Below are 14109 nucleotides of genomic sequence, written 5' to 3' on the forward strand. Positions count from 1 at the left end.
CCCGAGGAGCCGTCCCATGGCCGTTTCCCGACGCGTCTTCGTCGCGACAGCCGCTGTCCTCGCCGCGACCGGCGCGACAAGACCTGCCCTCGCGGCACCCGCCGCCGCTTCGACCGACGCCCGCTACCGCATTCCCGTCAGCCCTGACGACACCGAGGCCGACCTGGTCCGCAAGGCCTCCCAAGTCCGCCCCACCGCACGGCAGATCGCCTGGCAGCGGCTGGAGCGCACCGCGTTCCTGCACTTCGGCGTGAACACCTTCACCGGTCTGGAGTGGGGCACCGGCGACGAGGACCCGGACGTGTTCCAGCCGACCGGCCTCGACACCGACCAGTGGGCCCGTGCCCTGCGGGACGGCGGCTTCCGGCTCGCCATCCTCACCGTCAAGCACCACGACGGCTTCGTGCTCTACCCGTCCCGCTACACCGGCCACTCGGTGGCATCGAGCAGTTGGCGCGAGGGCCGGGGCGACGTGCTGCGTTCCTTCGCCGACTCCATGCGCCGGTACGGCATCAAGGTCGGCGTCTACATCTCACCGGCCGACGAGAACCAGTACCTCCACGGCGTCTACGCCAACGGCAGCGCCCGCACCGACCACACCATCCCGACCCCCGCCGAGGCCGACGACCGCACTCCGGCGGCGGCACGGACGTACACCCTGCCCGCCACCGACTACGGCGCCCACATGCTCAACCAGCTCTACGAGGTCCTCACCGGGTACGGCCCCATCGACGAGGTCTGGTTCGACGGGGCGCAGGGCCGCATCCCGCCGGACAAGGTGGAGAAGTACGACTGGGACAGCTGGTACACCCTCGTCCGCTCGCTCGCGCCCGACGCAGTGGTCGCCGTGTCCGGCCCGGACGTGCGATGGGTCGGCAACGAGGGCGGGCCGGCCCGGGAGGACGAGTGGAGCGTCGTACCGGTGCAGGAGAAGGACTACGGCCGCACCGACTACGCCCTCGCGTACGACGCCCCCGACATGGGCAGCCGTGCCGCACTGGTCCGGGCTCGGCCCGTCGCCGACCACCTGCAGTGGTGGCCGGCCGAGTGCGACGTCTCCATCCGGGACGGCTGGTTCTACCACCCCGACCAACAGCCCAAGGGCGTCGAGCAGTTGACGGACATCTACTTCCGGTCCGTGGGCCGCAACTCGGTGCTCCTGCTCAACATCCCGCCGGACACGGACGGCCTGCTGCCTGCCGCTGACGTGGCACGGCTGCGGGAGTTCCGCGAGCGCGTGGACCGCGAGCTGCCGGAAGACCTGGCGGGCGACGGCCGTACGACCGCGTCGCCGGGGCGGGTCACCGTCGACCTCGGCCGCGAGCGGGAAGTGGACCGGATCCGGCTGGCGGAGGACATCCGGCAAGGGCAGCAGGTGGAGAGCTTCGTCGTCGAGGCGCAGCGGGACGGTGCCTGGACGGAGGTGACCCGGGCCGGGGCGATCGGCGCGAGCCGCATTCTGCTGCTGGCGGCTCCGGTGCGGGCGCGGCGGTGGCGGGTACGGGTGACCGGCTCGCGGGCCGCGGTGCGGATCGTGGAGTTCGGGCTGTACCGGTCGCGGATCTGACGCCGTACGGGTCGAGGGGCCCGAAAATCGGTTGACCGGGGCGGGCCGGCGCGGGCTGGATAGGGCGCATGGCCGACATTCAGGGCACGTACGACGACCTGTTCATCGCTGTGCCGAACGCGCTGGCCGCGACGCTGGACGCGGGGGACGCGGGCGGCTCCGTCGCGGTCTTCGTGGACGGTGAGCCGGTCGTGGACGTCTGGGGCGGTTTCGCGGACGCCGAGCGCACCGTCCCGTGGGAGCGCGCCACGATCGTCAACGTCTGGTCGGTGACCAAGACGATGACGGCCCTGTGCGCCCTCGTCCTGGCCGACCGCGGCGAACTCGACCCGGACGCACCGGTCTCCCGCTACTGGCCGGAGTTCGCCGCGGCGGGCAAGGAGAAGGTGCTGGTACGGCACCTGCTCTCGCACACCGCCGGTCTGCCCGACTGGGACGGGCCGGTCGAGGAGCTGTACGACTGGCCCGCCGCCACGGCACGGCTCGCCGCGCGGGCCCCGCGGTGGGAGCCGGGCGCGGCGGCCGGGTATCACTCGCTAACCCAGGGATTCCTCGTCGGCGAGGTCGTCCGGCGGATCTCCGGCCGCAGCGTGGGCGACTTCCTCGCCGAGGAGGTGACCGGGCCGCTGGGCGCGGACTTCCACATCGGGCTGGCCGCCGAGCACGACCATCGGGTCGCGCGCACGATCCCGCCATCGGGGCAGGGTGAGGACTACGCGGCGAGCGCCCCCGCCAACCCCTCGGGCTCCGAGGCGGGCAACGGCGTCCGCGTCCGCGACGGCAACAGCCTGGCCTGGCGCCGCGCCCAGATCCCGGCGGCGAGCGGCTTCGGCAACGCCCGTTCCGTGGCGTTGGTCCAGTCGCTGCCGGCCTGCGGGGGAGAGGTGGACGGGGTCCGGCTGCTGTCCCGGGCCGGTTGCGACCGCGCCTGGGAGGAGCAGTTCGCCGGCGACGACCGCGTCCTCGGCATGCCGATGCGGTGGGGCCTGGGCTACGGGCTGTTCGGCAGCGCCTACGGCTGGGGCGGCTGGGGCGGTTCCCTGGTGATGATCGAGCCCGACAGCCGGATGGTGGTGGCGTACGTGACGCAGCAGATGCGCGAGCCTGCCAAGGACACCCGGGGACTGGAGATCGTGGCGGCGGCGTACGAGGGGCTTCAGGGGCTGCGCTGATGACGTCCGGCGAGCTCAGCGACCAGGACTACCTCCGGGAGATAGAGCGCCTCGCCGGCCGTGTCCGGGCGGCGGCGTCCGACGAAGGCTGGCTCTCGTACCTGGAGGATCCGCAGGACTCGACACCTCTGCAACGCAGCGTGAACGCCCTCGCGCGGGCTCTGCGGCACTACCACTTCAGCGGTGACGGCTGCCTGGAGGAGGACCGGCCCCCCGTGCGGCTCGTCGGCGCCACCGTGCTGAAGCCCGGGATCATGCCGGCCGGAGTGGAGGAGACGTACGAGGAGGTGTGCGCTCGAATCGGCGTGGATCCCAGGCCGGAGGGCTGGGCCCTGTGGAACACCTGGAGCGACGGAGACCTGAAGGTGACCATGGTGGTGGCCGCCGTCGAGACGACCGAGGGGCTGTTCGCGAACTGGGCACGAGGCAGACCCGTCGATCCCGTGACACCGCTACCGTCCCAAGTCGCCCTCATCCGGCACGGATGGATCGGACCGGTGACCCTCGCACCTCGCGGCGTCAGCCGGACCGGCCTCGGCGGCCTGCCGTTGGCCTAGGCCGTGGGGTCACGCGCCCCGCGCCACCCCCGTGCTCCCCCGCTCGATCAGCCGCGGCACCGGCACCCGTACCGCGCGTGCCGACCCCCCGTCCAGCAGGGCGGTCAGTTCACGTGCCGCCGTACGGCCGAACTCCACGCTGTCCCGGGACAGAGCGGACAGCCATGGCTTGACGATGCGGCACAGCGCCGAGTCCTCCCAGGACACCACCGAGACGTCCGAGGGCACGGCGAAGCCGAGTTCGGCCGCCGCGGCGGCGCCGGCCACCGCCATCACGTCGTTGTCGTAGATCAGCGCGGTCGGGGGAGCCGGGTCCTCCAGCACCCGGCGGGTGACCGCCGCGCCCTCGGCGTCGGAGTAGTCGGTGGTCACCGACTTCACCTCGGTCAGGCCACGCCGCCCGGCCTCGGCGCGCAGGGTGCGGATGCGTCGTTCGGTGTGCGCGAGGCCCGGCAGGCCGGCGATGTGCACGATCCGCCGGTGGCCGAGGGCGTACAGGCCGTCCACGACCGAGGCCATCGCGCCCGCGTCGTCCGCCCAGACCGTGGAGAGCCCGGGATGGCGGTCGTCGGGGGCGCCACCGATCACCACTGCGGGCAGGCCGAGTTCGTCGAGGAGGTCGGGGCGGGGATCGTCGGTGCGCGGGTCCACGACGAGGACGCCGTCCACCCGGTGCTCGGCCCACCAGCGGCGGTACACCGCGCACTCGTCGGCGACGTCCTCCACCACCTGGAACAGCAGCCCGAGATGCCGCTCCGCCAGCACCTCCTGGATGCCGGAGACGAGTTGGAGGAAGAACGAGTCCACCCCCAACGTGTCGGCGGGACGCGCCAACACGAAGCCGACCGTCGCGGCGCCCTCCCCGGACAGCGCCCTCGCTGCCGTACTGGGCCGCCAGCCCAGCTCCTCGGCGACCCGCCGCACCCGGTCGCGGGTCTCCTCCGACACGCCCGGCCGGCCGTTCAGCGCGAAGGAGACCGCGCTCTGCGAGACCCCCGCGTGCCGCGCTATGTCCTTCATCGTCGGCCGACGGGCCGGTGACCGCTTGCCTGACATGGCGATTCCCCATTCCGCCGACACATTCCCACGGCTCATTCCCGCAGCAGTATGCACTAATGCGGTTCAGGTCCGTGAATCTAATGCGGTTCAGCTCGATGGTTCTAATGCGCATTAGTCACTAATGAAATTAGCTCCGCAAGAGCCATTGACGGGCCCGTGGAGCGGCGTGCAGGGTCTGCCTCGTCGACCAACCCGCCCGCAAAGGAGGACGGTTCACGGTGCCCGTTTCCCGTAGTCCCCGCAGAGCCCTCGCCGCCGTTTTCGCCGCCTGTGTCATCCTGCCGCTCAGTGCCTGCGGCTCGTCAGGGGGCGACAGCGGCACCGCCGACGCCTCCGGCAAGGTCGAAGGCGACATCACCTTCCAGACCTGGAACCTCCGCGCCAACTTCAAGCCCTACTTCGAGGGCCTGATCGCCGACTTCGAGAAGAAGTACCCCGGCACCGACGTCAAGTGGATCGACCAGCCCGCCGAGGGCTACGCCGACAAGATCAGCGCGGACGCCGCCGGCGGCACGCTCCCGGACGTCGTCAACGTCTCGCCGGACCTGGTCGCCCCGCTCGCCAGGGCGGGCCTCGCGCTGGACCTCGACAAGGCGGCCTCCCAGTACAAGAAGGAGTATCTGGAGGGCGCCTGGGCCAGCCACCGGATACCGGGCATGACCGGCACCTACGCCTTCCCCTGGTACCTCAACACCGGCCCGCTCTTCTACAACAAGTCCCTCTTCAAGGAGGCCGGACTCGACTCCGAGCAGCCGCCGAAGACGTACGACGAGGTCTTCGACGCGGCCCTGAAGATGGCGGACAAGACCGACGGCAAGGTCGCCACCCTCGCCAACGTGCCCACCGTCGAGGACTTCGGCCGCTACGGCGTCGAGCTCATGAACAAGGAGGGCACGGCCTTCACCTTCAACGACGCCAAGGGAGTCGAACTCCTCACCAAGTACAAGGAGTTGTACGACGCCAAGGCCCTCGACCCGCAGGCGCTGACCGCCACCCCCGAGTCGTCCGGCAAGAAGTTCCTCACCGGAGCCGTCGCCATGAACCCCGGCAGCGCACTGGACCTCGGCAACTTCAAGAAGCAGGCACCGAACCTGTACAAGAACATCGGGATCACGGATCAGATCACCAGCACCGGCCACGTGAACATGTACGTGATGGGCGTGATGGTCAACGCGCGGACGAAGCGTGCGCCCGCCGCGGTCGCCTTCGCCCACTACGTCACCGACGCCGCGCACCAGATGTCGTTCGCCAAGCAGGTCGCGATCTTCCCCAGCACCGCGGGCTCCCTCGACGACCCGTACTTCACCGAAGAGGACGGCACCGACGAGACGCGGGTGCGGGTCGCCGCCGCCAAGTCGCTGAAGAACGCGGTCAACTACACGCCCGTGCTGTTCAGCGAGCAGATGAAGACCGAGCTGCGCAACGAGGTGGCCAAGGCCCTGCAGGGCAAGGAGAGCCCCAAGGAAGCTCTTGACAACGCTGTCGAGGCCTGTAACCGGCTCCTTCAGCAGCAGGGCTGATTCATCATGGCGAGCTCGGCTGTCCCACGTGTCTCCCGGGTGCGGCGCCAACTGCCCACCAGTCCCTGGTTGTTCGCCGCCCCGGGCCTGCTGATCATCGGCGCCTTCATCCTGTACCCGTTCGTCTCCACGCTGGTCAACGCCTTCACCGACCGCCGCACGCTGATCCCGGGCGAGTTCGTGGGCCTCGCCAACTTCCGCGAGCTGCTCGGCGACGACATGTTCTGGATCGGGCTGCGCAACAGCACGCTCTACGTCGTCGGCGTCGTCCCCGCCCTCGTCGTCCTGCCCCTGCTGCTGGCGCTGCTCGTGCAGAAGAACATCCCCGGCATCACCTTCTTCCGGTCCGCCTTCTACACGCCGGTCGTCGCCTCGATCGTCGTGGTCGGGCTGATCTGGGTGTGGCTGCTCGACGAGCGGGGGCTTGTGAACTCTCTCCTCGAGGCGATCGGCGTCGGACGCGTCGGCTTCCTCAGCGACCAGTGGCTGCTCCTGCTGAGCGCGATGGCCGTGACGGTCTGGAAGGGCCTCGGCTACTACATGATCATTTACTTGGCCGCGCTCGCCAACGTGCCCCGCGAACTGCACGAGGCGGCGGCCGTGGACGGTGCCGGAGCGGTCCGCCGCTTCCTCACGGTCACCGTGCCCGCCGTCCGCTCCACCATGGTCCTGGTCGGGGCGCTGTCATCGGTCGCCGCGTTCAAGGTGTTCTCCGAGGTGTACCTGATGGCCGGCCCGAGCGGTGGACCGGCGGGCGAGGACACCACCCTCGTGATGCTCGTCCAGCGCACCGGCACCGGCCTGACCGGCCGCGTCGGCTACGCCTCGGCCATATCGGTCGTCGTGTTCGTCGTCACCGTCGCCCTGATGCTGCTCGTGCTGCGCGCGGACCGGAAGGACGAGTCATGAGCGTGCTGGAGAAGGTACGGCCCGCGACGAAGGCGAAGGCCAAGGCGGCGGCCGCCGCTCGCGAACCCCGAGTCACCGACGAGCACGGCCGCCGCGTCCGCGTCTGGGAACTCGCCCTGCGCTACCTGCTTCTGCTCGGCGTGCTCGCCCTCACCGTCGGCCCGTTCCTCTGGCAGCTGTCGACCTCGCTGAAGGGCCCCACCGAGGACATCTTCAGCTCCCCGCCGAAGTTCCTGCCCGGCGACCCCACCCTGCACAACTACGAGCGGGTCGCCGAGACCATCCCCGTCTGGGACTACGCCCTCAACTCGCTGAAGGTCGCCACCGCCAACGTCGTGACCAACTGCGTCGGCGCGGCACTCGCCGGTTACGCCCTCGCCCGGCTGCGCTACCGGGGCCGCCGCGCGGCCACGCTCGCGTTCATCCTCGCGATGCTCGTGCCCGTGGAGGGGATCATCATCGCCCAGTTCACGACCATGCGGGAGCTCGGCCTCAACAACACCCTCGTCGGCGTCGTACTGCCCGGCTGCATCAGCGCCCTGAACGTCCTGCTGATGCGCAACGCCTTCCTCAACCTGCCGTACGAGATCGAGGAAGCGGCCTACGTCGACGGCGCCAACGTCTGGCAGCGCTTCCTGCGCATCGCCGTGCCGTCGGTGAAGGGGACCCTTGCCGTCGTCGCGATCTTCGCATTCATGGGCGCCTGGGACGACTTCCTGTGGCCGCTCATCGTGCTGAGCGACCCGTCCAAGTTCACGCTGACCATCGGCCTCAACTATCTGCACGGCACCTTCGCCAACGACGAACGCCTCGTCGCCGCGGGCACGATCATCGCCGTGGCGCCGCTGATCGCCCTCTTCGCCTGTCTCCAGCGGTACTTCTTCCGCGGTGTCGGGGAGGGCGCCGTCAAGGGCTGACCCGCTGAGCCTGCCATCCGTACCTCCCTCGCACCTCCGTCACAAGGACACGCATGCCTTCTGCCGTGCGCTTCGGCGTCAACTACACCCCGAGCGAGGGGTGGTTCCACCACTGGCTCGACTTCGACCTGGACTCCGTACGCGCCGACCTCGACTCCATCGCCGCGCTGGGTCTCGACCACGTCCGGGTGTTCCCGCTGTGGCCGTACTTCCAGCCGAACCGCACCCTGATCCGTGGCCGCGCCGTCGACCAGCTGGTCCAGCTCGTCGACGCCGCCGCGGAACGCGGCCTCGACGTCAACGTGGACGGTCTGCAAGGCCACTTGAGCAGCTTCGACTTCCTGCCTGCCTGGACACGGACCTGGCACCGCCGGAACCTCTTCACCGACCCGGACGTCCTCGACGGCCAGGCCGCCTACCTGCGCACCCTCGCCGCCGCCCTCGCCGACCGGCCGAACTTCCTCGGCATGACCCTCGGCAACGAGGTCAACCAGTTCTCCGCGGGCCCGCACCCCGACCCCGACCGGGCGACCGAGGAGGAGATCGACCGCTGGCTCACGCGCATGCTCGCCGCCTGTGAGGAGGGCGCACCCGGACGGCTGCACCTGCACGCCGAGTACGACGCCACGTGGTACCAGGACGACCAGCCGTTCACGCCCGCGCAGGCCGCCCGGCACGGCGCCGTCACGGCCGTGCATTCCTGGGTCTTCAACGGCACCGCCCAGCGCCACGGCCGTACCTCCGTCCCGACCGAACACCATGCCGCGTACCTCGTCGAGCTGAGCAAGGCCTGGGCCGCCGACCCGCGCCGTCCCGTCTGGCTCCAGGAGGTCGGCGCTCCCGCGCCCCTCGTCGCGCCCGAGCACGCCGCCGCCTTCACTGAGGCGACCGTCGCGAACGCCCTGGACTGCCCGGACCTTTGGGGCATCACCTGGTGGTGCTCGCACGACGTGTCCCGTGAGCTGGCCGACTTCCCCGGGCTCGAATACGGGCTCGGCCTGCTGACCAACGACCGCAAGCCGAAGGACGCGGCCCGGGTGCTGGCCCGCGCCGCGAGCGAACCGGTGCCCGCGCCCACGCCTCGCACCACCGCCCTCGTGGTCCCGGCCGACCCCGCGGTCCGCTCGGCCTGCGCCCCCGGCGGCCCCGTCTTCGACGCCTTCTTCCGGCTCACCGCCGACGGCGCCCGCCCCACCACCGTCCTCGACACCCGCGCGGACGACCGGGACCATCTGGCCGCCCGCGGCATCACCGAAATCGTCACTCCCGATCAGGTACTCCCCGCCCCACACGGACTCCAAGGAGGCACCCGCTCGTGAACCCCACCAGACGCACCATCCTGCTCGCCGGCGCCACGGCCGCACTGCTGCCCTCGCTGCCGGCGGCCGCCGCGCCGGATTCCCGCGCGCCCAAAGCCGCCGCGCTCCAGCCGTACGCCTCCTACTGGTACCCGGACTCGCTGCCCTCCGGAACCCCGGGCACCGGCATCACCTGGCGCAGCTTGAAGTCCTGGCGCCCGGCCGACGACCCGGACCTCGCGTTCAACGCCGCGAGCGTCCCCCTCGCCCCGCGCTTCACGCCGACGCCGGCGAACCCGACCGCCCGCGCGGGACAGGCCCGTATCCAGTCCCTGGTGTCCTTCGGTCCCACCGCCGGCAACCCGTCCCAGGGCGCGGCCACCGCCGACTACTACGCCCTCACCCACTGGGCCTACATCGACGAGCTGGTCTTCTGGGGCGGCTCGTCGGGGGAGGGGCTGATCCTCGCGCCGAACGCGCCTATCGTCGACGCCGCCCACCGGCACGGGGTGCCCGTCCTCGGCAACATCTTCCTGCCGCCCGTCGCCTACGGCGGGCAGCTGCAGTGGACCCGTGACCTGGTGCAGAAGGACGCGGCCGGGCGGTATCCGCTGGCCGAACGGCTGGTCGCGGTCGCCGACGCGTACGGGTTCGACGGCTGGTTCGTCAACGCCGAGACCAGTGGCGGGAACACCGCGCTGGGTTCGGCGATGCTGGGCTTCATGCGCGAGCTGAAGACCCTCGCCAAGGTCAAGGGCCAACGCGTGACCTGGTACGACTCGATGACCGTGAACGGGTCCGTGAGCTGGCAGGGCGCCCTCAACTCCCAGAACGAGGCGTTCTTCCAGGCCGCCGACGACATGTTCGTCGACTTCCGGTGGACGGCGGCGAAGCTGACCTCGTCCGGGCAGCGCGCCCGTCAACTGGGCCGCAGCCGCTACGAGTTGTGGGCGGGCGTCGACGTCGAGGCGAACGGCTGGAACACGTCCGTGAACTGGGACGCGATGGTGCCCCGCGACAAGGCGCACGTGGTGTCGGTCGGCCTCTACCGGCCCGAGTGGACACGCAACCACCTGCCCGCGGACGGCCGGGGGCCGGGAGCGTTCCACGCCGCCGACGACAGGTTCTGGACCGGGCGCTCACTGGACCCGTCCCGGCCGGACGGCACGGATGCCTGGCGGGCACCGGCCGTGTCGGTCGCCGACCGGTCGACGGTCACGGCGGTCCCCTTCGCGAGCGTGTTCAACACCGGGCACGGGCTGCGGTGGTACGAGGACGGGGAGGTGACGTCGGACAAGCCGTGGAACCATCTGGGCCTGCAGGACCGGCTGCCGTCCCGGCGCTGGGTCGTGCACACCGACGGACAGCGCCCCGCCGTCACGCTCGACTTCGAGGACGCCTGGCGCGGCGGGAGCAGCGTGCTCGTCGACGGTGAACTGGACTTGCCGGCGGTCGTGGACATGTACGCGACCCGCCTGCCGATCACGGCCGACACGGTCGTCGAGCTGACGCATCGGACCGATGAGGGCAGCGTGAAGGTCGAGTTGGCGGTGGCCACAGCCGAGCCGAGCAGTCCGGGCGCGACACCGCCGTACACGTACTTCCCCGTGGACTCGGGCAGCACATGGCAGACCTCGACCGTACGACTCACAGGTCTGACCGGCACCGCGCACGCGATCGGCGTCCGGCTCACCGCCACGGGCGGGGCACCCGTGAAGTGGCGGCTGGGCGGGATCGCCGTCCGGCAGACCGTCACCACGCCGGCGGCGCCGACCGGATTCCGGATCACCGCAGCGGCCGGCGGAGACCTGCGCCTCGCCTGGAACCCCGGCTCCGGCGACCCACGCCACCACACCCTGCACCGCGTCCTGCCCGACGGCACCCGGCGCTTCCTCGGCGGCACCTGTCAGCCGGCCTACTTCGTCGCCGGTCTGCAACCCGAACCGGGGGAGCGGACCACACGGTTGGAACTGCGTGCCGTAGGGGAGCTCTACACCTCGTCGGCTCCCGTGACCGTGACGCACACCTGGTAACCGCCCTCACCCTTGGAGCACCCCGCATGCATGACGACCGCAGCCTGGTCGAAGCCCGCCTCAAGCGCGTCCTCGACGAGCGCATCCGACCCGCCGTGTACCCCGAGTCCGTGCCGCTGGACGTCGCGGTGTGGCACGCGCCCGGCGAACCGGTGCCGGTCGCCGAGGGACTCGCGGCCGAACCCGAGCCGATCGAGGTCGGGGCGAGGTGGGGTGCTCCCTGGGGCACCAGCTGGTTCCGGGTCACCGGGACCGTGCCCGAGGCGTGGGCCGGGAAGACCGTCGAGGCACTGCTCGACCTCGGGTTCGACGAGAACATGCCCGGCTTCCAGTGCGAGGGCCTGGTCTACCGGCCCGACGGCACCCCGGTGAAGGGCCTCAACCCGCGCAACCAGTGGGTGCGCATCGGCGCGCCCGTCGAGGGCGGGGAGCCGGTGCGGCTGCACATCGAGGCGGCCTCCAACCCCGTCATCCTCGACTACCACCCCTTCCTGCCCACGCAGTTGGGCGACAAGGACACCGCCGGCAGCGAACCCCAGTACACGCTCACCCGCATGGACCTCGCCGTCCTCGACGAGAACGTCTGGCAGCTGGTCATCGACCTGGAGGTGCTCGGCGAGCTGATGGCGGAGCTGCCGGTGGAGTCGGCGCGCCGCTGGGACATCCTGCGGGCGGTGGACAAGGCCCTCGACACGATCGACCTGCAGGACGTGGGCCGCACGGCGGCGCGGGCGCGGGAACGGCTGGCCGAGGTACTGGCCACGCCCGCCGTGCCGTCCGCCCACCGCATCAGCGCCGTCGGGCACGCGCACATCGACTCGGCATGGCTGTGGCCGCTGCGCGAGACCGTGCGCAAGGTGGCCCGGACGACGTCCAACATGACCGCGCTGATCGAGGACGAGCCCGACTTCGTCTTCGCCATGTCGCAGGCCCAGCAGTGGGCGTGGGTCAAGGAGCACCGGCCCGAGGTGTGGGCGCGGGTGAAGAAGGCGGTGGCGGACGGGCGGTTCGTGCCGGCCGGCGGGATGTGGGTGGAGTCGGACACCAACATGCCGGGCTCGGAGGCGATGGCCCGGCAGTTCGTGCACGGCAAGCGGTTCTTCCTCGACGAGTTCGGCGTCGAGAACGACGAGGCGTGGCTGCCGGACACGTTCGGCTTCGCCGCCGGACTGCCGCAGATCATCAAGGCCGCGGGCTCCAAGTGGCTGCTGACCCAGAAGATCTCCTGGTCCCAGACGAACAAGTTCCCGCATCACACCTTCCAGTGGGAGGGCATCGACGGCACCCGGATCTTCACCCACTTTCCGCCCGTCGACACCTACAACTGCTCCATGAAGGGCAGCGAGATCGCCCACGCGGCCCGCAACTTCAAGGACAAGGGCGTCGCCCGGCACTCCCTCGCCCCGACGGGCTGGGGCGACGGAGGCGGCGGCACGACCCGCGAGATGGTCGCGAAGGCGGCGCGGCTGCGGGACCTCGAGGGCTCGGCGACCGTGGTCTGGGAGACCCCGGCGGAGTTCTTCGAGAAGGCCGAGGCCGAGTACGCGAACCCACCGGTCTGGGTCGGCGAGCTCTACCTCGAACTCCACCGCGCCACCCTCACCAGCCAGGCCAGGACGAAGCAGGGCAACCGCCGCAGCGAACACCTTCTGCGCGAGGCGGAACTCTGGGCCGCGACTGCCGCCGTACGCACCGGATTCCCTTACCCGTACGAGGAGTTGGACCGCATCTGGAAGACGGTGCTGCTGCACCAGTTCCACGACATCCTGCCCGGCTCCTCCATCGCGTGGGTGCACCGCGAGGCACGCGCCACGTACGAGCGCCTCGCGGGCGAGCTGACCGCGATCATCGAGTCGGCCCAGCGCGCGCTGGCGGGCGAGGGTGAGACCGAGCTCGTCTTCAACTCCGCCCCGCACCCGCGCGAGGGCGTACCGGCGGGCGGCGCACGCCCCCCGGCGACCGAGGGCCGCACGGCGCTCGCGCCCCGCCCGGACGGCGGTTTCGTCCTCGACAACGGCCTGCTGCGCATCGAGATCGACGCACGGGGCCTGGTCGTGTCGGCGTACGACATCGATGCCGACCGCGAGACGATCGCGCCCGGCGAAGCCGCGGGCCTCCTACAGCTCCACCCCGACTTCCCGAACATGTGGGACGCCTGGGACGTCGACGAGTTCTACCGCAACACCGTCACCGACCTGACCGACCTCGACGAGATCGCCCCCGCGGGGGAGGGCGTGCGCATCGTGCGGTCCTTCGGCGACTCCCGCGTCACCCAACTGCTCTCCCTCGCCCCGGGGGAGCGGCGGCTGGTGGTGGACACCGAGGTGGACTGGCACGAGACGGAGAAGTTCCTGAAGCTCGCCTTCCCGCTCGACGTGCACGCCGAAAGGTACGCGTCCGAGACCCAGTTCGGACACTTCCACCGGCCCACGCACACCAACACCTCCTGGGAGGCGGCCAAGTTCGAGGCCTGCAACCACCGGTTCGTGCACCTGGAGGAGCCGGGCTGGGGCGTCGCCGTCGTCAACGACTCGACCTACGGCCACGACGTGACCCGCACGGTCCGCACCGACGGCGACCGCGGCACGACCACCACGGTGCGGGTGTCCCTCCTGCGCGCCCCGCGCTTCCCGGACCCCGAGACCGACCAGGGCGTCCACCGCTTCCGGCACGCCCTGGTGCCGGGCGCGGGCATCGGGGACGCCGTGCGCGAGGGCTGGCGGATCAACCTGCCGGAGCGGTCGGTGACCGGCGCGCGGGAGGTGGTGCCGCTGGTGACGGTGGACCGGGACGCAGTCGTGATCACGGCCGTCAAGCTGGCCGACGACGGCAGCGGAGATGTGGTGGTGCGGCTCCATGAGGCCCACGGCGGCCGGGTACGGGCCACGCTGGCCGCGGACTTCGACGTCGCGGACGTCGCGGCGACGGATCTGCTGGAACGACCGCTGCCGGAGCCACCGTCGTACGACGGCCGTCGTGTCGCCCTGCGCCTGCGGCCCTTCGAGCTGGTGACTTTGCGGCTTCGGCGCACTGCGGTCCACTGACGGGTGAACGGCGGGCGCGGCATCGCGTGGCGG

General features: G+C 71.0%; 10 protein-coding genes. 9 read left to right on the forward strand and 1 reads right to left on the reverse strand.

Features of this window, described 5'->3' with window-relative positions; all coding sequences use genetic code 11:
• Positions 1 to 16: 16 nt before the first annotated feature.
• The 3 genes from AB5J55_RS37720 (at position 17) to AB5J55_RS37730 (ending at position 3296) form a co-directional block, all read left to right on the forward strand.
• Entirely contained in the window at positions 17 to 1567 is a 1551-nt protein-coding gene (locus tag AB5J55_RS37720) for an alpha-L-fucosidase (protein WP_369274925.1), read from the forward strand.
• A gap of 68 nt (positions 1568 to 1635) precedes the next feature.
• Positions 1636 to 2739, forward strand: a complete 1104-nt coding sequence (locus tag AB5J55_RS37725; protein ID WP_369274926.1) for a serine hydrolase domain-containing protein — start codon at positions 1636 to 1638, stop codon at positions 2737 to 2739.
• The gene (locus tag AB5J55_RS37730; protein WP_369274927.1) at positions 2739 to 3296 is read left to right on the forward strand and encodes a hypothetical protein; all 558 of its coding nucleotides are present in this window, start codon (positions 2739 to 2741) and stop codon (positions 3294 to 3296) included. Before AB5J55_RS37725 ends, AB5J55_RS37730 begins: the two co-directional genes overlap by 1 nt.
• Before the next feature lie 9 nt (positions 3297 to 3305).
• On the opposite strand, the gene AB5J55_RS37735 is transcribed toward AB5J55_RS37730, so the two are convergent.
• On the reverse strand, positions 3306 to 4352 hold the full coding sequence (locus tag AB5J55_RS37735) for a LacI family DNA-binding transcriptional regulator (RefSeq protein ID WP_369274928.1): 1047 nt from the start codon (positions 4350 to 4352) through the stop codon (positions 3306 to 3308).
• Positions 4353 to 4573: 221 nt separating this feature from the next.
• Here AB5J55_RS37735 and AB5J55_RS37740 point away from each other — a divergent pair, with 221 nt between their 5' ends.
• Genes AB5J55_RS37740 through AB5J55_RS37765 form a run of 6 tightly spaced genes read left to right on the forward strand, consistent with a single transcriptional unit; the run spans position 4574 to position 14076 of the window.
• Complete coding sequence (locus tag AB5J55_RS37740; RefSeq protein WP_369274929.1) at positions 4574 to 5875, forward strand: ABC transporter substrate-binding protein; 1302 nt, start codon at positions 4574 to 4576, stop codon at positions 5873 to 5875.
• A 6-nt stretch (positions 5876 to 5881) separates the two neighbouring features.
• Positions 5882 to 6784 carry a carbohydrate ABC transporter permease gene (locus tag AB5J55_RS37745; protein WP_369274930.1) on the forward strand — a complete coding sequence of 301 codons (903 nt, stop codon included), beginning with the start codon at positions 5882 to 5884 and terminating at the stop codon, positions 6782 to 6784.
• Complete coding sequence (locus AB5J55_RS37750; protein WP_369274931.1) at positions 6781 to 7701, forward strand: carbohydrate ABC transporter permease; 921 nt, start codon at positions 6781 to 6783, stop codon at positions 7699 to 7701. Before AB5J55_RS37745 ends, AB5J55_RS37750 begins: the two co-directional genes overlap by 4 nt.
• Positions 7702 to 7754: 53 nt before the next feature.
• Positions 7755 to 9020, forward strand: coding sequence for a glycosyl hydrolase (locus AB5J55_RS37755; protein WP_369274932.1), 1266 nt, complete (start codon positions 7755 to 7757; stop codon positions 9018 to 9020).
• The gene (locus AB5J55_RS37760; RefSeq protein ID WP_369274933.1) at positions 9017 to 11032 is read left to right on the forward strand and encodes an endo-beta-N-acetylglucosaminidase; all 2016 of its coding nucleotides are present in this window, start codon (positions 9017 to 9019) and stop codon (positions 11030 to 11032) included. The genes AB5J55_RS37755 and AB5J55_RS37760 overlap by 4 nt, the downstream gene beginning before the upstream one ends.
• A gap of 26 nt (positions 11033 to 11058) precedes the next feature.
• A complete protein-coding gene (locus AB5J55_RS37765) occupies positions 11059 to 14076 on the forward strand; it encodes an alpha-mannosidase (RefSeq protein ID WP_369274934.1) in 3018 nt (1005 codons plus the stop codon).
• Positions 14077 to 14109: the final 33 nt, after the last annotated feature.

Origin of the sequence: Streptomyces sp. R11 (assembly GCF_041051905.1) — a bacterium.
In the GTDB taxonomy this organism is placed as follows: Bacteria; Actinomycetota; Actinomycetes; order Streptomycetales; family Streptomycetaceae; genus Streptomyces.

What these genes read in the sequence shown, in the direction of transcription:
- AB5J55_RS37720 (WP_369274925.1), top strand. Translation starts at nt 17, where the DNA reads ATGGCCGTTTCCCGACGCGTCTTCGTCGCGACAGCCGCTGTCCTCGCC.
- AB5J55_RS37725 (WP_369274926.1), top strand. Translation starts at nt 1,636, where the DNA reads ATGGCCGACATTCAGGGCACGTACGACGACCTGTTCATCGCTGTGCCG.
- AB5J55_RS37730 (WP_369274927.1), top strand. Translation starts at nt 2,739, where the DNA reads ATGACGTCCGGCGAGCTCAGCGACCAGGACTACCTCCGGGAGATAGAG.
- AB5J55_RS37735 (WP_369274928.1), bottom strand. Translation starts at nt 4,352, where the DNA reads ATGTCAGGCAAGCGGTCACCGGCCCGTCGGCCGACGATGAAGGACATA.
- AB5J55_RS37745 (WP_369274930.1), top strand. Translation starts at nt 5,882, where the DNA reads ATGGCGAGCTCGGCTGTCCCACGTGTCTCCCGGGTGCGGCGCCAACTG.
- AB5J55_RS37750 (WP_369274931.1), top strand. Translation starts at nt 6,781, where the DNA reads ATGAGCGTGCTGGAGAAGGTACGGCCCGCGACGAAGGCGAAGGCCAAG.
- AB5J55_RS37755 (WP_369274932.1), top strand. Translation starts at nt 7,755, where the DNA reads ATGCCTTCTGCCGTGCGCTTCGGCGTCAACTACACCCCGAGCGAGGGG.
- AB5J55_RS37765 (WP_369274934.1), top strand. Translation starts at nt 11,059, where the DNA reads ATGCATGACGACCGCAGCCTGGTCGAAGCCCGCCTCAAGCGCGTCCTC.